The organism is Mycobacterium sp. E3339 (assembly GCF_001666915.1).
Classification (GTDB): Bacteria; Actinomycetota; Actinomycetes; order Mycobacteriales; family Mycobacteriaceae; genus Mycobacterium.
In genome coordinates, this window is record NZ_LZIZ01000060.1 from 106,215 (window position 1) to 125,266 (window position 19,052).

21 protein-coding genes are annotated in these 19,052 nt (G+C 71.0%); 11 read left to right on the top strand and 10 right to left on the bottom strand.

The window, feature by feature from the left end; all coding sequences use genetic code 11:
- Positions 1–63: 63 nt before the first annotated feature.
- The 6 genes from A5702_RS05590 to A5702_RS05615 all read right to left on the bottom strand — a co-directional run bounded on the left by A5702_RS05590 (position 64) and on the right by A5702_RS05615 (position 6,835).
- On the bottom strand, positions 64–1,218 hold the full coding sequence (locus tag A5702_RS05590; RefSeq protein WP_068218888.1) for a glycosyltransferase family 1 protein: 1,155 nt from the start codon (positions 1,216–1,218) through the stop codon (positions 64–66).
- Between the two features lie 89 nt (positions 1,219–1,307).
- Positions 1,308–1,823 carry a DUF3592 domain-containing protein gene (locus A5702_RS05595; protein ID WP_067821701.1) on the bottom strand — a complete coding sequence of 172 codons (516 nt, stop codon included), beginning with the start codon at positions 1,821–1,823 and terminating at the stop codon, positions 1,308–1,310.
- Complete coding sequence (gene menD, locus A5702_RS05600; RefSeq protein WP_068218894.1) at positions 1,820–3,445, bottom strand: 2-succinyl-5-enolpyruvyl-6-hydroxy-3-cyclohexene-1-carboxylic-acid synthase; 1,626 nt, start codon at positions 3,443–3,445, stop codon at positions 1,820–1,822. The genes A5702_RS05595 and menD overlap by 4 nt, the downstream gene beginning before the upstream one ends.
- Positions 3,446–3,483: 38 nt before the next feature.
- Positions 3,484–4,266: an alpha/beta fold hydrolase gene (locus A5702_RS05605; protein ID WP_068218897.1), complete on the bottom strand. Its 783-nt coding sequence runs from the start codon at positions 4,264–4,266 to the stop codon at positions 3,484–3,486.
- Complete coding sequence (locus A5702_RS05610) at positions 4,263–5,180, bottom strand: o-succinylbenzoate synthase (RefSeq protein ID WP_231964997.1); 918 nt, start codon at positions 5,178–5,180, stop codon at positions 4,263–4,265. Before A5702_RS05610 ends, A5702_RS05605 begins: the two co-directional genes overlap by 4 nt.
- 50 nt (positions 5,181–5,230) lie before the next feature.
- Positions 5,231–6,835: an amidohydrolase gene (locus tag A5702_RS05615; RefSeq protein ID WP_068218903.1), complete on the bottom strand. Its 1,605-nt coding sequence runs from the start codon at positions 6,833–6,835 to the stop codon at positions 5,231–5,233.
- Between the two features lie 78 nt (positions 6,836–6,913).
- Here A5702_RS05615 and fadD8 point away from each other — a divergent pair, with 78 nt between their 5' ends.
- The gene (fadD8, locus tag A5702_RS05620; RefSeq protein ID WP_068218906.1) at positions 6,914–8,515 is read left to right on the top strand and encodes a fatty-acid--CoA ligase FadD8; all 1,602 of its coding nucleotides are present in this window, start codon (positions 6,914–6,916) and stop codon (positions 8,513–8,515) included.
- A 70-nt stretch (positions 8,516–8,585) separates the two neighbouring features.
- Here the strand turns inward: fadD8 and A5702_RS05625 are convergent, their stop codons facing one another.
- Positions 8,586–9,134: a TetR/AcrR family transcriptional regulator gene (locus A5702_RS05625; protein WP_055403138.1), complete on the bottom strand. Its 549-nt coding sequence runs from the start codon at positions 9,132–9,134 to the stop codon at positions 8,586–8,588.
- Positions 9,135–9,215: 81 nt separating this feature from the next.
- Here A5702_RS05625 and A5702_RS05630 point away from each other — a divergent pair, with 81 nt between their 5' ends.
- From A5702_RS05630 to A5702_RS05675, 10 genes are all read left to right on the top strand, one after another.
- Positions 9,216–10,097 carry an aldo/keto reductase gene (locus A5702_RS05630; RefSeq protein ID WP_068218909.1) on the top strand — a complete coding sequence of 294 codons (882 nt, stop codon included), beginning with the start codon at positions 9,216–9,218 and terminating at the stop codon, positions 10,095–10,097.
- A 102-nt stretch (positions 10,098–10,199) separates the two neighbouring features.
- Positions 10,200–10,664 (top strand): nitroreductase family deazaflavin-dependent oxidoreductase, encoded by a 465-nt coding sequence (locus tag A5702_RS05635; protein ID WP_068218912.1) that lies wholly within the window; start codon positions 10,200–10,202, stop codon positions 10,662–10,664.
- On the top strand, positions 10,661–11,563 hold the full coding sequence (locus A5702_RS05640) for a 1,4-dihydroxy-2-naphthoyl-CoA synthase (RefSeq protein WP_068218915.1): 903 nt from the start codon (positions 10,661–10,663) through the stop codon (positions 11,561–11,563). The genes A5702_RS05635 and A5702_RS05640 overlap by 4 nt, the downstream gene beginning before the upstream one ends.
- A gap of 31 nt (positions 11,564–11,594) precedes the next feature.
- Positions 11,595–12,491, top strand: a complete 897-nt coding sequence (locus A5702_RS05645; protein WP_068218918.1) for an SDR family oxidoreductase — start codon at positions 11,595–11,597, stop codon at positions 12,489–12,491.
- Between the two features lie 29 nt (positions 12,492–12,520).
- Positions 12,521–12,928, top strand: a complete 408-nt coding sequence (locus A5702_RS05650) for a VOC family protein (protein WP_055403143.1) — start codon at positions 12,521–12,523, stop codon at positions 12,926–12,928.
- A gap of 97 nt (positions 12,929–13,025) precedes the next feature.
- Positions 13,026–14,267, top strand: coding sequence for an inorganic phosphate transporter (locus tag A5702_RS05655; protein WP_055403144.1), 1,242 nt, complete (start codon positions 13,026–13,028; stop codon positions 14,265–14,267).
- Positions 14,267–14,566: a hypothetical protein gene (locus tag A5702_RS05660; RefSeq protein ID WP_068218920.1), complete on the top strand. Its 300-nt coding sequence runs from the start codon at positions 14,267–14,269 to the stop codon at positions 14,564–14,566. The genes A5702_RS05655 and A5702_RS05660 overlap by 1 nt, the downstream gene beginning before the upstream one ends.
- A 56-nt stretch (positions 14,567–14,622) precedes the next feature.
- Positions 14,623–14,925: a DUF3349 domain-containing protein gene (locus tag A5702_RS05665; protein WP_067821674.1), complete on the top strand. Its 303-nt coding sequence runs from the start codon at positions 14,623–14,625 to the stop codon at positions 14,923–14,925.
- A 59-nt stretch (positions 14,926–14,984) separates the two neighbouring features.
- Entirely contained in the window at positions 14,985–16,076 is a 1,092-nt protein-coding gene (menE, locus tag A5702_RS05670) for an o-succinylbenzoate--CoA ligase (RefSeq protein ID WP_231964998.1), read from the top strand.
- An 11-nt stretch (positions 16,077–16,087) separates the two neighbouring features.
- A complete protein-coding gene (locus A5702_RS05675) occupies positions 16,088–17,440 on the top strand; it encodes a hypothetical protein (RefSeq protein WP_068218922.1) in 1,353 nt (450 codons plus the stop codon).
- A 115-nt stretch (positions 17,441–17,555) separates the two neighbouring features.
- On the opposite strand, the gene A5702_RS05680 is transcribed toward A5702_RS05675, so the two are convergent.
- From A5702_RS05680 to A5702_RS26865, 3 genes are all read right to left on the bottom strand, one after another.
- Positions 17,556–18,215, bottom strand: coding sequence for a DUF2064 domain-containing protein (locus tag A5702_RS05680; protein ID WP_068218925.1), 660 nt, complete (start codon positions 18,213–18,215; stop codon positions 17,556–17,558).
- A complete protein-coding gene (locus tag A5702_RS05685) occupies positions 18,212–18,865 on the bottom strand; it encodes a glycosyltransferase family 2 protein (protein WP_068218928.1) in 654 nt (217 codons plus the stop codon). The genes A5702_RS05680 and A5702_RS05685 overlap by 4 nt, the downstream gene beginning before the upstream one ends.
- 7 nt (positions 18,866–18,872) lie before the next feature.
- On the bottom strand, positions 18,873–19,052 hold a 180-nt coding region (locus A5702_RS26865), incomplete at its 5' end, for a hypothetical protein (protein ID WP_231964996.1).

Genomic DNA, 19,052 nt, shown 5'->3' on the forward strand with positions numbered 1-19,052 from the left:
CGCGAGAATATTAAGTCAGGATGAGGACAGCAAACGTTGGGCGGCGCGGCGCCGCCCGGCAGCTCAACCGCCCTGGGCGTACCGCTTGGCGAACATCCGCCTGCGGGCGAACGGCGACAACACCGCCTCGTAGTGGCCGAGCAGCTCGTCGCAGATCACCGGCCAACTGCGGCCGAGCACGCTGCGCCGGGCCGCCAGCGCGTAGCGATGGCGCTCGTCGATCAGGTGGGTGACGGCCGCGGGCAGCCTCGCCTCGAACTCGTCGACGCCCAGTAACAAACCGGTGCGCCACGGCGTGACAAGGTCGCGTGGGCCGCCGGCGTCGGGGGCGATCACCGGCAACCCCGACGCCAGCGCTTCTTGCACGACTTGGCAGAACGTCTCGTGTTCGCCGGGATGCACGAAGACATCCATGCTGGCGTATGCCACGGCGAGCTCTTCGCCGTACAGCGCGCCGGTGAAAACCGCCGTCGGCATTGCTTTTTGCAGCTTGTTCCGGTCGACACCGTCACCGACGATGACGAGTTGCAGGTCGTCGCGCGCCGCCAGCGGGGCCAACCGCTCGACGTGCTTCTCGGGCGCCAGCCGGCCGACGAACCCGACGATCGGCTTGCCGTGCGGCGACCATCGCCGCCTGAGCGCCTCGTCGCGGGCCGACGGGGCGAACCGCAGCACGTCGACACCGCGGGCCCAGTGGTGCACCCGCGGAAAACGGTGCGCCACAAGGGATTCGATGGTCACGCTGGACGGTGCCAGCGTGCGGTCGGCGAGGCTGTGCAGGTGCCGGAACCACGCCCATGCGGCCCGTTGCGTCATGGGGATGCCATAGCTTGCCGCGAAACCCGGTACGTCCGTTTGATACACGGCGACCGTCGGCACGCCCAGCCAGCGGGCCGCCTTGACACCGCCGTAGCCGAGCAAGGCCGGCGACGCCAAATGCACGACGTGCGGGTCGAATCCGCGCAACACGCTCACCATCCGGGGTGTCGGCACGCCCAGGGGCAGCGTGGTCACCTTGGGGAACATGCGCGACGGGACTCGGTGCACCCGAATCCCGTCGTAGATACGATCCGCCGGAGCCGCGCCGGGTGGGGTGTCCGGCGCGACGACCAGGGCTTCGTGACCGGTCCGACGCAGATGCTCGAGGACCCGGATCACCGAGTTGCTGACACCGTTGACCTCCGGCAGGAACGATTCGGCGACGATGGCAACGCGCACGACACTACGGTCTCAGCACCGGCTGTCGCGAAGGTTGCCTGCGGGCATACGTCACGCGAAATCTGCTGGTCGGGCGCAGTGAACCCCAGCTAGGCGGGTGTGATCTTCGCCTCGGGCCGGCGATCCAGCAGCTTGTCCAGCAGCGCCAGCCCCACCAGGAGGACGGCGGCCACCAGCCAGCACACCACCGCGATGGACCCCGCCGGGATGATGGCCAGCCCGGCGTTGCGGTGCTGCACGCGAACCAGGTTGGGGTCGTTCTTGTTGTATTCGACGTAGATCCGCATCCCGGTCGCCAGGTGCGACGGGTACAGCACGCCGAGTTCGGGACGATACGTGACCCGCTCGGGGGTGACGAATTCGATGGTGGAGCGGCGCGGCCCGGCGCTGAGCACCTCGGCCTGCGCCACCCCCATGTTGTGTTGAATCGCAAGGTCGTCGCGCCATGCGCCGGCGACCAACAGGACCGACTGCAGCGTGACCAGGCCGGTGACGATGAGCACCGCGATCCGGGCCCAGCGCAACGCGATCCTCGCCGGGGTCTGCGGCGGCTCGTCACTGCGCCCGTGAATCAGGATGCGCAGTAACGCTTTTGGGCTCGTCACAGGGCGGCCTTGATGGCGGCATGCAGCTGTCGCAGCGACGACCGGTCGGCCTTGACCTCCAATACCCGCATCCCGGTGGGCGGTTCGTCGAGCGCCGCGCTCAATTGGTCGGCCTCGATCTGACGGCTCTCGACGTGATAGGCCCGACACAGCGCGCCCACGTCGACGTCGTGCGGCGTGCCGAAGATGCGCGAGGACACGTCGGAGAACCGCGGGTCACCCTGCTCGAGCAGCTCGAAGATACCGCCGCCGTTGTCGTTGGAGACCACGATGGTCAACTGGCGCGGGGTCGGCTCGGTGGGGCCGATCAGCAGCCCGGAGCTGTCGTGGACGAACGTCAGATCGCCGATCAGCGCGACGGTGCGGCCCTCGTAGGCCAGGGCGGCCCCGATCGCGGTGGACACCGTGCCGTCGATGCCGGCGACCCCGCGGTTGGAGCGGACCCGGATGCCGTGGGTGTCCAGGCCGACCAGGGCCGCGTCGCGAACCGGGTTCGACGCCCCGAGCACCAGCTGGTCCCCCGGACGCAGCGCGTCGGCCACCGCGGCCGCCACGTGCAAACCCGTGGTCAGCGGGTGCGCCTTCAGCTGCCCTCGCACGGCCTCGATCGCGTGCCGGTTGACCTCCGCGCAGCGCCTCAACCAGGCCGGATTCGGCGTGCCGCTGGTGACCGCCCGCGTCCCGGTGGCCTGGGAGTTGCCCGAGACGTCCGGCCAGCGCGGCCCGGTGGTCAGCGCGTACACCGGAACCTGCGGGTCGGCCAGCAACGCCGACACCGGCCGGTGCAGGGTCGGGCGGCCGAGCATGATCACCTGCTTGGGCCGCAGCAGCGGCAGGGCCAGCGGGTGCAGCGGGTTGGCGGGGGCCGGCGCCGTGGGCTCGGCGACCGTCGGCAACTCGGCGAGGTTGGGGTGCGTGCCGGCGCCGTGTCCGGCGATGACGATGGTGTCGGGCGACAGGTCGATGTCCAGCGGCTGGTCGAAGGTGACGGCCGGGGTGTAGGTCCACGGGCGTCCGTCGGGCCGTCCCGGCGGAACGGTGGCGCCGTGGGGCTCGGGATCGGGCACCAGCGGTTCGCGCAACGGGATGTCGAACTGCACCGGCCCGGCATTGGCGGTGCGAGATCCCGTGGCGGCGGCCAAGACTCGGCAGGTGGCCGATCGCCAGGTGGCGTTGAGCCCGTCCAGCCGCTCGGGCGCGTCCTCGGCCAGGCCCAGGCTGATGGCGGCGCGGACCTGGGTGCCGAAGTAGCCCAGCTGCTCCATGGTCTGGTTGGCCCCGGTGCCCAGCATCTCGTAGGGCCGGTTGGCCGACAACACGATCAGCGGCACCCGCGCGTAGTTGGCCTCCACCACGGCCGGTCCCAGGTTGGCCACGGCGGTGCCCGACGTCATGGCGACACACACCGGGGCGCCGGCGGCGATCGCCAGCCCGATGGCCAGGTAGCCGGCGGTGCGCTCGTCGATGCGGACGTGCAGCCGGATCCGCCCGGAGCGGTCGGCGTCCTGCAGGGCAAAGGCCAGCGGCGCGTTGCGCGACCCCGGGCAGAGCACGACGTCGCGGACGCCGCCGCGAATCAGCTCGTCGACGACGACGCGGGCCTGTGTCGTCGAGGGGTTCACTCCTACAGCCTGTCACAACCCGCCGACCGGGGCCGGGCTCAGTTGCCGGCGAAGAACTTCAGCGCGGCCTCGTTGACGGCTTCCGGGCGCTCGAAGAAACCCAGGTGGCCGGCGTCGGGGATCTGCACGTACCGGCCGTTGGGCAGCGCGTCGGCGACCTCGCGCCCCAGGTAGGGCGGCGTCAGCACGTCGTCGGAGAAGCCGATCACCAGCACCGGGGTCGCGATGGCGCGGTAGGCGGGCAGCCGGTTGGTGTACGGGGCGACGTCGAGCTGGCAGCGGGTACCGGGGGTGGACTTCATCGGCCACATGGAGAACATCGCGATCCAGTCCGCCACGGCGACGTCGTCGTTGAGCGTCTTGCGCGAAAAGTTCTCCAACAGACGGATTTTCGCGTCGTAGGAGTTCGGCAACTGGACGCCGGCGTCGCTGAGTTCGGCCTCGGCGTCGCGGAAGAACTGGCGCGCCTTGTCCATGCGGCCCCGGGTGCCCATCAACACCGCGGAGCTGACCAGTTCGGGCCGGGCGAGCATGAGCTCCTGGGCGATGAACGCCCCCATCGACATCCCCACGATGCGGGCCGGGGCGGCGTCGAGGCCCTCGATCAGCGCCGCGGTGTCGGCCACCATCGTCTGCGTCGTGAAACCCTGCGCGTTCTCGGTGGCGCCGATTCCGCGGTTGTCGAAGGTGATGACGCGGTAGCCGGCGGCCAGGAACGCCGGCAGCTGATACGGGTGCCAGGTCCGACCGGCACCGCCGTGGCCGCTGATGAACACCACCGGCTCGCCGGAGCCGCGGTCGTCGTAAGCCAGGTTGATCACTCGGACGACGGTACAAGCAGCGGGTGGCAGGCCTTGACCCGGTCGATCCACCACTGCCGCCGCTCCGGGGCCGCGGCGAGCGCGCGGAGTCGCTCCGGATCCGGCGTCACCGGCCCGACCGCCAGGGTGCCGTCGACGGGCGGGGCGACGTCCGCCACATCCTGCCCGAACAGCCCGCCGGTGCCCAGGCCGCAGGCATGGCGCAACGCGGGCAGCGCGGCGGCCGCCGCCAGCCCCTGGCTTATGCCGACCGCGGAGTCGATCGCGCTGGAGACCACGACGGGGATGTCGATCTGCGCGGCGATCGACAGCATGGCCGAAATGCCGCCCAGCGGAGCGACTTTGAGGACCGCGACGTCGGCGGCGCGGGCGCGGACGACGGCGAGCGGGTCGTCGGCCTTGCGGATGCTTTCGTCGGCGGCGATCGGCACGTCGACCCGCGCGCGCAGCGCGGCGAGTTCGCCGATCGTCGCGCAGGGCTGCTCGAGGTACTCCAGCGGGCCGTCGGCGGTCAGTGCGGCGGCCGCCCTGGCCGCTTGCTCGACGCTCCAGCCGCCGTTGGCGTCCACCCGCACGGTCGGCACGAGTTCGCGCACGGCGTTGACCCGCTCGACGTCGTCGGCCAGCGTCTGGCCGGGCTCGGCGACCTTCACCTTGGCCGTCCGGGCGCCGGGGAACCGGGCCAGCACCTCATCCACCCGGGCGGCGTCGACGGCCGGCACGGTGGCGTTGATCGGGATGCGGTCGCGCAGCGGCGGCGGCGGGGGGCGGTAGGCCGCCTCGATGCCGGCGGCCAGCCAGTGCGCGGCCTCCGGCGGCTCGTACTCCAGAAAGGCCCCGAACTCCCCCCAGCCCGCGGGGCCCTCGATGAGGGCGACCTCCCGGGTGGTGATGCCGCGGAAGCGCACCCGCATCGGCAGCGCGACCACGTGCAGGCGCGCCAGCAGCTCCTCCAGCGTCGGCTTCACGCGCCGTAGACCTGGCGACCCGCCAGAAAGGTCGCGCGCACCTCGAGGTCGGCGATCCGCTCGGGCGGGACGGTCCGCGGGTCGGCCGACAGCACCACGAGGTCGGCGTACTTGCCGACCTCCAGCGAGCCGACCACGTCGTCGGAGAACAGCTGCCAGGCCGCGTCGATGGTCTGCGCGCGGATGGCCTGCTCGACCGTCAACCGTTCCTCGGGCGCCAGCACCCGGCCGCTGGGCGCCGTGCGGGTGACGGCCACGCTGATGTTGCGCAGCGGCTCCTCGGGGGTTACCGGCGGGTCGTTGTGCAACGAGATCCGCATGCCCGTGGCCACCGCGGAACCCGCTGGCATCCAACGGGATCCGCGCTCGGGACCGAACAGGCCGTCGACGATGATGTCGCCCCAGTAGTGGATCTGGTCGACGAAGATGCTGCAGGTGACGCCGAGGTCGGCGGCGCGCCGCAGCTGCTCGGGCCGGATGGCGCCGACGTGCTCGAGGCGCAGCCGGTGATCGTCGCGCGGGTGGAGCTTGAGCGCCTCCTCGTACACGTCGAGGATGGTGTCGACGCCGGCGTCGCCCTGCACGTGGCAGGCCATCGGCCAGCCCAGCGGGAAGTAGGCGCCGACGATCTCGCTGAGCTGTTCGCGGGTGTAGTTGGCGTGCCCGCAGGAGCCGGGCGGCACCCCGATGGTGCGGGTGGCGTCGGTGTCCAGGTAGGGAAAGGACAGGGCGATGTTGCCGACCCACGGGGAGCCGTCCACCCAGATCTTGATGCCGACCTGGCGCAGCATGTCGTCGCCCTGGCCGGGGGTGGCGTCGGTGCGCATCTGCGGGTTGGAGATCTCGTAGGTGCGCAGCCGGACCGTGAGGTCGCCGCGCAGCCGCTCGACCACCGGACCGAACGCCGGGTCGAAGGCCATCTCGGAGCAGGTGGTCAGGCCGGCGCGGTTGAGCCGGGCGCACTCGGCGAGCAGCATCGCCGGATAGTCTTCGGGCGCGATGGCCCCGGCCAGCAGCGGAAACACCGCGCCGGTCTCCTCGGCGGAGCCGTCCAGGTCGCCGCGCGCGTCGCGGCCGAATCGCGCGCCCTTGGGATCGGGGGTGTCGCGGGTCAATCCGGACCGACGGGCGGCATGCGAGTTGAAGTAGGCCTTGTGCCCGGAGTTGTGGATGATGACCAGCGGCCCGTCGGGCGCGGTTTCGTCGAGCCAGTCCAGCGTCGGCTGCGGCAACCCGCGCTGCAGCAGCGGATCCCAGCCGTTGAGGTAGGCGCCGTCGGCACCCCGGGCGGCGACCTCGCGGCGGACCGCGGCGACGACGTCGTCCGCGTCGGGCAGCGTGACGGGCCGGATGTCGACGATCCGGTCGCTCAGCGCCAGCGCCTCCATCAGCGGATGGCCATGCGCCTCAACGAATCCCGGCATGACGCAGCCGTCACCGACGTTGATGGTCCGGGTGTCCGGGCCGAGGTGCGCCTCGATTTCGGCGCGGGTGCCGACGGCCACGATGCGGCCGTCGGCGACGGCGAGCGCCTCGGCGGTGGGCCGCTTCTCGTCGACGGTCAGCACGGTTCCGGTGACGACGAGATCTGCGGCGGCCATGTCCAGGGATGCTAGTGATCAAGGCGCCGGTTGAGGGGGTGGCTGACTAAAACTGCAACACGTTCTAGTCTTGGCCTCATGAGTGACGAGCTACTGCGCCTTCCCATTCATTCCGGACACCTGACCGTAGGTGCGCTCAAACGCAACAAGGACAAGCCGGTGCTGCACCTCGGCGACACCACGCTGACCGGTGGCCAGCTCGCCGAGCGGATCAGCCAGTACATCCAGGCGTTCGAGGCGCTGGGCGCGGGCACCGGCGCGACCGTCGGGCTGCTGTCGCTGAACCGGCCCGAGGTGCTGATGATCATCGGCGCCGGGCAGACCCAGGGTTACCGGCGCGTGGCGCTGCACCCGCTGGGCTCGCTGGACGACCACGCCTACGTGCTGAACGACGCCGGGGTGACGTCGCTGATCATCGACCCGAACCCGATGTTCGTCGAGCGGGCGCTGGGCCTGCTGGAGAAGGTGCCCGGCCTCAAGCAGATCCTGACCATCGGCCCGGTCCCCGAGGCGCTCGGCGATTCCGCGGTGGACCTGGTGGCCGAGGCCGCGAAGTATTCGCCCAAGCCGTTGGTGGCCGCCGACCTTCCGCCCGATCACATCGGCGGGATGGCCTACACCGGCGGCACCACCGGCAAGCCGAAGGGTGTGCTGGGGACCGCGCAGTCGATCACCACGATGACCACGATCCAGCTGGCCGAGTGGGAGTGGCCGGAAAACCCGCGCTTTTTGATGTGCACCCCGCTGTCGCACGCCGGGGCGGCGTTCTTCGTGCCGACCATCATCAAGGGCGGCGAGCTGGTGGTGCTGACCAAGTTCGACCCGGCCGAGGTGCTGCGGGTGATCGAGGAGCAGAAGATCACCGCGACCATGCTGGTGCCGTCGATGATCTACGCGCTGATGGACCACCCCGATTCGCACACCCGCGACCTGTCCTCGCTGGAGACCGTCTATTACGGCGCCTCGGCGATGAACCCGGTGCGGCTGGCCGAGGCCATTCGCCGCTTCGGGCCGATCTTCGCCCAGTACTACGGGCAGTCCGAAGCCCCGATGGTGATCTCGTATCTGGCCAAGAAGGACCACGACGAGAAGCGGCTCACCTCCTGCGGGCGACCCACCCTGTTCGCCCGCACGGCACTGCTGGACGGCGACGGCAACCCGGTGCCGCAGGGCGAGGTCGGCGAGATCTGCGTGTCCGGGCCGCTTTTGAGCGGCGGGTACTGGAACCTGCCGGAGGAGACGGCCAAGACGTTCTCCGACGGCTGGCTGCACACCGGTGACATGGCCCGGGAGGACGAGGACGGCTTCTGGTTCATCGTCGACCGGGTCAAGGACATGATCGTCACCGGCGGGTTCAACGTGTTCCCGCGCGAGGTCGAGGACGTCGTCGCCGAGCACCCGGCCGTCGCGCAGGTCTGCGTGATCGGCACGCCGGACGAGAAGTGGGGCGAGGCCGTCACCGCCGTGATCGTGTTGCGGCCCGACCATCCCTCCGACGAGGAGTCGGTGGCGCGGGTGACCGTCGAGATCCAGTCCGCCGTCAAGGAGCGCAAGGGTTCGGTGCAATCGCCCAAGCAGGTGATCGTCGTCGATTCGGTGCCGGTGACCGCGCTGGGCAAGCCCGACAAGAAGGCCGTGCGCGCGCGGTTCTGGGAGGGCGCCGAGCGCGCCGTGGGCTAAGTTCTTGCGCCGAGCGTCACGCCAGCGCGGCGCTCAGCGGCTGCCGTCACGCTGGCGTGACGCTCGGTGGTCAGGCGGCGGCGATGCCCGCGGCCAGCAGGTCGAGCATGCGGCCCGTCTGCTCCGGCGAGCCGCTGGCCATGAAGATGCCGATCAGGCTGGACACCACGTCGTCGGCCTGCACATCGGGGCGCAGGCTCCCGTCCTCGGCGCCGGCGCGCAACAGCAGGTCCACGGCGCCGACGATGCTGTCACGAGTCTGGCTGGCCTGCATGGCGCCTGAGTCGAAGATCGCGTGCAGCGATTCGGCCATTCCGCGCTTGGCGGCCACGAAGGCGGCATAGCGGTCCATCCAGCGGCGCAGCGCAGCCCTGGGCGGATGCCGCTTGAGCAGCCGTTCCGCCGTCGCGGCCACTTCGGCGAGCTCGGCGCGGTAGATGGCCTCGACGAGCGCCTCCCGATTCGGGAAATGGCGGTACAGCGTGCCAATTCCGACGCCGGCGTCGCGCGCGATGGCCTCCAGCGATACGGATCGCCCCTCGGCGGCGGCGAACGCCGCCGTCGCGACCTCGAGCAGGCGCTCCCGATTCCGGCGGGCGTCCGATCGGATCCCAGCCAAGCGGAGGAACCTCCGTTTCTGCTACCGTCGAATAAGCGGAGGATCCTCCGCATCTTCCCCATTGTGACACCAGGGAGCACCATGACGGACAAACCACAGCCGGGCGGTCCCGGCAGCATCGGCGCGTCGACCGTCGCCCGCGTTGGCTACGGCGCGATGCAGCTGTTCGAGGGCGCATCCGTCGAGGACGCGGCCGCGGTGCTGCGCCGCGCGGTCGAACTCGGCGTCAACCACATCGACACCGCGTCGTTCTACGGCCCCGGCGAGGTGAATCGGCGGATTCGCGCGGCGCTGTTCCCCTACGCCGACGACCTCGTCATCGTCAGCAAGGTCGGGGCTCGCTTCACCGGCGAACAGCCGATACCGCTGGCGGCGGCGCAGAAGCCCGCTGAACTGCGCGCCGCGGTCGAGGACGACCTGCGCCAACTGGGCCTGGATTGCGTCCCGGTGGTCAACCTGCGGCGCATGGACCTCGGGCCTGCTGCGGCCGCCGGGGGCGACCAGGACGTCGACCTCGACGACCAACTCGCCGAGATGATCGCGCTGCGCGACGAGGGCAAGATCGGTGCGATCGGCATCAGCAGCGTGCCGCTCGATGTGGTGCGGCGGGCGCTGCCGGCGGGGATCGTCTGCGTGCAGAACGCCTACAGCCTGTTCGACCGCTCGCAGGAAGCCACGCTGGACCTCTGCAAGTCGGAGGGCATCGCCTGGGTGCCCTACTTCCCGCTGGGATCGGCGTTTCCGGGTTTCCCGAAGGTCGCCGACCATCCGGTGGTCGTGGACATAGCAGGCCAACTCGGCGTCACCGGCGCCCAGGTCGGCTTGGCGTGGCTGCTGGCGCACGCGCCGAACACGTTGCTGATTCCGGGCACGCGATCGGTCGAGCACCTCGAGGAGAACCTCGGCGCGGGCGACGTCACCCTGGACGCCGACGCGCTGGCAAGGCTGGCCGCCGTCGGCTAGCTGGTTACTGCGCCGAGCGTGCGACTGGCCGCACACTCGCGTTCGAATGTGCGGCTGGCCGCACACTGGGCACGTTACGGCCGCGGGGTAACGTCGCGGGCTATGGGAAGCGGCAAGCCGATCAAGCCGCCGTGGTGGCTGAAGCCGGCCAACAAGGTCTTCATCCAGATGTCGCGGCTGGGAATGAGTTTCGGTGGCGAGAGCCCCGTCGTGCTGACCGTCAAGGGCCGCAAGTCCGGGGCGCCGCGCTCGACGCCGGTGACCCCGATGACCGTCGACGGCCACCAGTACGTCGTCGCCGGGTTCCCGGGCGCCGACTGGGTGGCCAACGTGCGGGCCGCCGGTGAGGCGACGATCGCGCGCGGCCGGCAGGTCCAGCGGGTGCGGATGGCCGAACTGTCCGCCGACGACGCCCGGCCGATCCTGCGGCTCTTCCCCACCGAGGTGCCTACGGGCGTCGGCTTCATGAAGCGGGCGGGACTGGTCACCGAGGGCCGCCCCGAGGAGTTCGAGGCGCTGGCCGGCCGCTGCGCGGTCTTCCGTTTCGAGCCGATTGAAAAGCCATGACCGACAACCCCTTTGACGCCGCCCAATGGCGGCCCGTGGACGGGTTCGACGGCCTGGCCGACATCACCTACCACCGCCACGTCGCCGACGCCACGGTGCGGGTGGCGTTCGACCGGCCCGAGGTGCGCAACGCGTTCCGGCCGCACACCGTCGACGAGCTGTACCGGGTGCTCGACCACGCGCGGATGTCGCCCGACGTGGGCGTGGTGCTGCTGACCGGCAACGGGCCCTCGCCCAAGGACGGCGGCTGGGCGTTCTGCTCCGGCGGCGATCAGCGCATCCGCGGGCGCAGCGGCTACCAATACGCCAGCGGGGAAACGGCCGACACCGTCGACACCGCCCGCGCCGGCCGGCTGCACATCCTCGAGGTGCAGCGGCTGATCCGGTTCATGCCCAAGGTGGTCATCTGTCTGGTCAACGGGTGGGCCGCCGGCGGCGGGCACAGCCTGCACGTAGTCTGCGACCTCACCCTGGCCAGCCGCGAGCACGCCCGCTTCAAGCAGACCGACGCCGACGTCGGCAGCTTCGACGGCGGCTACGGCAGCGCGTATCTGGCGCGGCAGGTGGGCCAGAAGTTCGCCCGGGAGATCTTCTTCCTGGGCCGCGCGTACACCGCCGAGCAGATGCACCAGATGGGCGCGGTCAACGCCGTCATCGACCACGCCGAGCTGGAGACCGAAGCGATCCAGTGGGCGGCCGAAATCAACGCGAAGTCCCCTCAGGCGCAACGGATGCTGAAGTTCGCCTTCAACCTGCTCGACGACGGGCTGGTGGGTCAGCAGCTGTTCGCGGGCGAGGCGACCCGGCTGGCGTACATGACCGACGAGGCCGTCGAGGGCCGCGACGCCTTCCTGGAGAAGCGCCCGCCCGACTGGAGCCGGTTCCCCCGCTACTTCTAGGGGCCGCCCGGGCCGCCCCTAGACTCCCCCCGTGAGCAAGAGCCCGCTTCGCCGTTTCACCGACCAGCTCGTCCTGGCCACCATGCGCCCCCCGATGGCCCCGCAGGTGCTGGTCAACCGGCCCGCCATCAAGCCCATCGACCTCGACGGAAAGCGCGTCCTGCTCACCGGGGCGTCGTCGGGCATCGGCGAGGCCGGGGCCGAACTGCTGGCCCGCGCGGGCGCGACCGTGGCCGTCAGCGCGCGCCGCAAAGACCTGCTGGACGCGCTCGCGGACCGGATCGCCGCGGCGGGTGGCACCGCGCTGTCGATGCCGTGCGACGTCTCGGACATGGACGCCGTCGACGCGCTGGTCGCCGACGTTCAGGAGCGACTCGGCGGGGTGGACATCCTGATCAACAACGCCGGCCGCTCGATCCGCCGGCCGCTGGCCGAGTCGCTGGATCGCTGGCACGACGTCGAGCGGACCATGGTGCTCAACTACTACGCGCCGCTGCGGCTGATCCGCGGGCTGGCCCCCGGGATGCTCGAGCGCGGCGACGGCCACGTCATCAACGTATCGACGTGGGGCGTGCTGTCCGAGGCGTCGCCGCTGTTCGCGGTCTACAACGCGTCGAAGGCGGCGCTGTCGGCGGTGAGCCGCGTCGTGGAGACCGAGTGGGGGCCCAGGGGCGTGCATTCGACGACGCTGTACTACCCGCTGGTGGCCACGCCGATGATCGCGCCGACGAAGGCCTACGAGGGCATGCCGGCGCTGACGTCGGAAGAGGCCGCCGAGTGGATGCTGACCGCGGCCCGCACCCGGCCCGTGCGGATCGCCCCGCGGATGGCGATCGCCGCCAAGGCGCTGGACACGTTCGGCCCCCGCTTGGTCAACACGCTCATGCAGCGGCAGCGGATTCAGCCGAATCGCGCGGAAGGCGACTGAGCCCAGACCAACGTGATAGACACGAGGTCATGGAGATCCTGGCCAGCCGGATGCTGCTTCGACCGGCGGACTACGAGCAGTCGCTGGCCTTCTACCGGGACCGGATCGGCCTGGCGATCGCCCGTGAATACGGCGCGGGCACAGTGTTTTTCGCCGGCCAGTCGCTGCTGGAGCTGGCCGGCTACGGCTCCCCGGATCACTCGCGGGGCCCCTTCCCCGGCGCTTTGTGGCTCCAGGTCCGCGACATCGAAGCCACCCAGGCCGAGCTACAAAGCCGCGGCGTCGAGATCGCCCGCGAGGCGCGCCAAGAACCGTGGGGCCTGTTCGAAATGCACGTCACCGACCCCGACGGCATCACGCTGATCTTCGTGCAGATCCCGCCCGACCACCCGTTGCGCCGCGACACCCGGGGTGAACGACGGGGAAAGTCCGGTTAACTGAGAGGTAACATCTGGCGACGAGTCTAGATACACCCGCGATTACGGTCCCGCTGCATTCGACAATGGAATCCCCCTACCACCAGAATCGGGCGCTGTGAACATCCAATTGTTCCTTCTGATCATTGTCGTAATCACGGCACTGGCTTTCGATTTCACGAACGGCTTCCACGACACCGGCAACGCGATGGCGACCTCCATCGCCAGCGGTGCGCTCAAGCCCAAGGCGGCCGTCGCGCTGTCCGCGGTGCTCAATCTCGTGGGCGCGTTCATGTCCACCGCCGTCGCCGCCACGATCGCCAAGGGTTTGATCGACGGGCACATCGTGACGCTGGAGCTGGTCTTCGCCGGCCTGGTCGGCGGCATCGTGTGGAACCTGCTGACCTGGCTGCTGGGCATCCCCTCGAGTTCTTCGCACGCCCTGATCGGCGGCATCGTCGGCGCCACCATCGCGGCCGTCGGCGCGCACGGGGTGATCTGGAAGGGCGTGGTGTCCAAGGCGATCATCCCGGCCGTCGTGTCGGCGATCCTGGCCATCGTGGTCGGGGCCGTGGCGACCTGGCTGGTCTACCGGATCACCCGCAACATCTCGGCCAAGCGCACCGAGGCCGGCTTCCGGTACGGCCAGTGGGGCTCGGCGTCGCTGGTCTCGCTGGCGCACGGCACCAACGACGCCCAGAAGACGATGGGCATCATCTTCCTGGCGCTGATGTCCTACGGCTCGGTCAGCAAGAACGCCGCCATGCCCCCGCTGTGGGTTATCGTCGGCTGCGCGGTGTCGATGGCGCTGGGCACCTATCTGGGCGGCTGGCGCATCATCCGCACCCTGGGCAAGGGTCTGGTGGAAATCCAGTCGCCGCAGGGCATGGCCGCCGAATCGTCTTCGGCCGCGGTGATTCTGCTGTCCGCCCACTTCGGCTACGCCCTGTCGACCACCCAGGTCTGCACGGGTTCGGTGCTGGGCAGCGGGCTGGGCAAGCCCGGCGGCGAGGTTCGCTGGGGCGTCGCCGGCCGTATGGGCGTCGCCTGGCTGGTGACGCTGCCGCTGGCGGGGCTGGTGGGCGCGGTCACCTACTGGATCGTGCACCTGATCGGCGGCTACCCCGGCGCCATCGTCGGCTTCGCGCTGCTGATCGCGGTCTCCGCCACCATCTACATCCGGTCTCGCAAGGTCAAGGTCGACCACAACAACGTCAACGCCGAATGGAAGGGCGACCTGACGGCCGGGCTGGAGGACTCCGCGGAGCACCGGCCGCCCTCGGACGTGCACCCGACCAACGGCAGCGGCTCGTCCGGCCGCTACGACTCCGATGACCCGACGATGAAGGCGAACGCTTGATGAGTCACTTCGGCGACTGGTTCAACTACCAGGCTTCCCTCAAGATCCTGGTCTTCTCGATGCTGGCCGGGGCCGCACTGCCGGGGCTGTTCGCCCTGGGGCTCCGATTCCACGCGGTGGGCGCCGGACAGGCCGGCACCGACGGCAACCCGACGCAGAAGAACCCGCTGCTGCTGGCGCTCGCGTGGGCGATCTACGCGGTGGTGATCGTGGTGATCGCCTTCGCCCTGGCGTACATCTCGCGGGACTTCATCGCCCATCACACCGGCGTCGCTTTCCTCGGGGCCAAACCCAAGTAGCATCGATTGATGCCCACCGAGTTACCGAGCCGGACACCGGGGGGAGCTGTACCAGCGTGAACGGATTTCTCAATTCGATCGTCTCGTGGTTGCGTGCGGGATATCCGGAGGGCGTCCCGGCGACGGACACCTTCCCGGTGCTCGCGCTGCTCGCCCGCCGGCTGTCCAACGACGAGGTCAAGGCCGTCGCCTGCGAGCTGATCCAACGGGGCGAGTTCGACGACGTCGACATCGGGGTGCTGATCACCCAGATCACCGACAACCTGCCCTCGCCCGAGGACGTCGAGCGGGTGCGGGTGCGGCTGGCCGCCCAGGGCTGGCCGTTCGACGACGCGGACGAGGTCGAGGACCCCGCATAGCCGTACTGCGCGCGCTCACCGTCCCGCCGGGCTCGGCCGTCTCGACGCTGTTACCCGCCCTGGAACGGGTTTTGGACGGGCGCGACCCCGCGCTGGTGGCCCTCGCCCCCGGTTCCGACGCGTTGCGGGCGGGCCTGCGGGTCGGGGAAGACATCGACGACGACGTGGCGCTGGTGGCGACGACGTCGGGCACCACCGGAGCGCCCAAGGGAGCCCTGCTGACGGCGGGCGCGTTGACCGCCAGCGCGACGGCCACCCATGACCGCCTCGGCGGCCCGGGCAGCTGGCTGCTGGCGCTGCCGCCGCACCACATCGCCGGGTTGCAGGTGTTGATCCGCAGCGCGCTGGCCGGCTCGACGCCCGCCGAGCTGGACATCTCCGAAGGCTTTGACACTGCCGAACTGCCCGCTGCGACAAGGCGATTGGGCCCCGGGCGGCGCTACGCGTCGCTGGTGGCCGCGCAGTTGGCCAAGGCGCTGGCCGACCCGGCGGCCGCGGCCGCGCTCGCCGAACTGGACGCGGTGTTGCTCGGCGGCGGCCCGGCCCCGCACCGCGTGCTCGACGGCGCGGCGACGGCCGGCATCCGGGTGGTGCGCACCTACGGGATGAGCGAGACCGCGGGCGGCTGCGTGTACGACGGGGTTGCGCTGGACGGCGTGCGGGTCCGGGTGGCGCCCGACGGGCGCATCGCGCTCGGCGGCGCGACCCTGGCCAAGGGCTATCGCAACCCGGTCGATCCCGACCCGTTCGCCGAGCCGGGCTGGTTCCGCACCGACGACCTCGGCGTCGTGGACGCGGCGGGCGTGCTGACCGTCACCGGACGCGCCGACGACGCGATCAGCACGGGCGGGCTGACCGTGCTGCCCCAACTGGTCGAGGCCGCGCTCGACACCCACCCCGCCGTCGGGGAGTGCGCCGTCTTCGGCGTCGCCGACGACCGGCTCGGCCAGCGGGTGGTCGCCGCGATCGTGGTGGCCCAGGGGCATTCGGCGCCGACGCTGGAAGTGTTGCGCGCCCACGTGGCGCGCACCCTGGACCCCACCGCCGCCCCGCGCGAGGTGCACGTCGTCGAAGCGCTACCGCGGCGCGGCATCGGCAAGGTCGACCGGGCGGCGTTGGTGCGCCGGTTCGCCGGCCCGGGGAATCAATAGGCTGTTCGGTCGTGAGGGTGGCACGTCGCGAGTTACCGGCCGTCGCGGCGGCGGCGCTGTTGGTGTGCGCGGCGTTCGTGTTGCCGCGGCTGCATTGGGGTGTGCGGCCGCGCACCGACGTCGGTCAGGAGCGGTTCGGCACGCACACCGGGGCGGCCCCGATCTTCGGCGCCTGGGAAATCCACGCCAGCTGGGGCACCGGGCCCGCGATCGCCATCGCGGTCGCCGCCGTGTGGTGGGGATCGATTCTGGCACAACGTCTTTCGTGGCGCCTGTTGACCTTTGTCAGCTGGGCCACCGCCTGCGGGTGGGCCTTCGCGCTGGCGATGATCGACGGTTGGCAGCGCGGCTTCGCCGGCCGGCTGACCACCCGCGACGAGTACCTGTCAGCCGTGCCGGGCATCACCGACATCCCGGCCACCGTGCGCACGTTCGCGAGCCGGATCGTCGACTACCAACCGAACTCCTGGACCACGCACGTCTCGGGTCACCCGCCCGGCGCGCTGCTGACGTTCGTGTGGCTGGACCGGATCGGCCTGCACGGCGGCGCCTGGGCGGGGCTGCTGTGCCTGCTCGCGGGGTCCAGCGCGGCGGCCGCGGTGCTGATCGCGGTGCGCGCGCTGGCCGACGAGCGGACCGCGCGGCTGGCCGCGCCGTTCGTGGCGGTGGCCCCGACGGCGATCTGGGTTGCCGTCTCCGCGGACGGCTACTTCGCCGGGGTGGCGGCGTGGGGCCTCGCGCTGTTGGCGGTGGCGGTGCACGGGCCGGTTCGCTTCCCCGCCTTGACGGCCGCGGCCGCGGGCCTGCTGCTGGGTTGGGGCGTGTTCTGCAATTACGGCCTGATGTTGATGGGGCTACCGGCGCTGGCGGTGCTGGCCTCGGCCGCCGACTGGCGGGCGGCGCTGCGGGCGCTCGGCCCGGCGGCGCTGGCCGCGGTGGCGGTGGCGTCGGCCTTCGCGGTCGCGGGGTTCTACTGGTTCGACGGCTACACCCTTGTGCAGCAACGCTATTGGCAGGGCATCGCCAAGGACCGCCCGTTTCCGTACTGGGGCTGGGCCAACCTGGCGTCGGTGGTGTGCGCGATCGGTTTGGGCGGCGTCGCCGGGGTCAGCCGGGTGTTCGACGTGGCGGCCATCCGTCGCCGCTCGGGGTTTCACCTGGTGTTGCTGGCCATGCTGGCCGCGATCGTCTTGGCGGACCTGAGCATGCTGAGCAAGGCCGAGGTGGAGCGGATCTGGCTGCCCTTCACCGTCTGGCTCACCGCCGCCCCCGCGCTGCTACCCGTCCGATCACACCGAGTGTGGTTGGCGCTCAACGCCGCCGGCGCCGTGTTGCTCAACACGCTCATCGTCACCAACTGGTGATCCGGCGTGCGCCGGCGGCATTGCGTGTGAACCGACGGTGCCATTTTCTCGATCTCACCGCCCACGATTCACTCGCAAGACCCTGAGCGCACACGCGATCCGAAACGCCTACCGGTTACAGGCCGGCGGCGCGGGCGGTCTGCGCGAAGCGACTGGCCGGCCCGCACGCGTCACGCACCGCGGCCACGTCGTCGACGACGTCGAAGTCGGCCAGCCGTGGCGCCGCGTACGGCTCGATTCCCATGTCGTGCAACGCCCGATACGTCAGCAACCCGGTGTCGGGCTGCGACATCGGGACGGTGCGCAGGCATTCGGCCGCCGCGGGGTCGCGTAAACCGAGCACCCACCAGCCGCCGTCGACGGCCGGCCCGAGCACGGCCGGCGCCTCGCGCAGCCAGCGCGCACAGTCGGCCAGCATGTCGGCGGTCACCTGCGGGGTGTCCATCCCGATCTGCACCACCGGGTAGCCGTCGGCCGCGTCGGCGTGGGCGTTGGCGAGCCGGTCGGCGAAGTCGTCGCCGCGCTGCGGTATCACCGTGAAGGACCGCAACCGCCGCCGGATCTCGTCGGCGCCGGCGGCGCCGTCCAGGTCACCGGTCATGGCCACCACCCGGTTGGCCGCCGGCGTGGCCGCGACCGCGTCCAGCGTGTCCAGCAGTGCGGCGGCGGCGATCTCGGCGGCGACGAGGTCCCCGACCGTCGCCGCGAGCCGCGTCTTGGCCCGGCCCGGCTCGGGCGCCTTGGCGACCACCAGCAGCGTCACCGGCAGCGTCACGAGATCACCTTCCAGAAGTCGAGGATCGCCGTGACGCTCCCCCGCAGCGAACCGCTCACCTTGGACTTGCCGCCGGTGCGGGGGCCGTAGCTGACGTCCAGTTCGACCACCCGCCAGCCGGCGGCCGCGGCGCGCACCAAGAGCTCCAACGGGTAGCCCGAACGCCGGTCGGCGACACCGAGATTCAGCAGCGCCTCACGCCGGGCCACCCGCATGGGCGCGATGTCGTGCACCGGCAAGCCGTGCCGGGTGCGCAGCCGCCAGCTCATCACCACGGTGCCCGCCCGCGCCACCCACGGCCAGTGCAGCCCCGCCACCGGCCGGCGCCGCCCGATCACCAGATCGGCGCCCTGCTCGAGCGCGGCGACCAACCGCGGCAGGTCGCCGGCGTCCATCGAGCCGTCGGCGTCGATCACCGCCACGATCGGCGTGCTCGCGGCCACCACGCCCGCGTGCACCGCGGCGCCGTACCCGGGGCGGGGCTCGGCGACGACTCGGGCGCCGTGCCGCCGCGCGACCGCGGCGGTGTCGTCGGTGCAGTTGTTGTCGACGACCAGCGCCCGGTAGCCATCGGGGATGGCCGCCAGCACGGCGGGCAGCGACTCCTCTTCGTTCAGGCAGGGCAGCACCACGGTGACGGCGTCGGGCATGGACGGCTCAGAACCCGTGGCGGGTGCGTGGTTCCTGCGGGACGAGCGTCTGCTGGGTCTGCGTGTGCGGCGGCGCAACCGTCGACTGGTGCTGCGTGCTGGGTGGCGGCGCCGCGGTCGTCGGCGTTTGGGTCTCGGTCAACGGGGTCTTGGTCGCCGTCGGTGGCGTCGTCGTCGTCACGTGCGG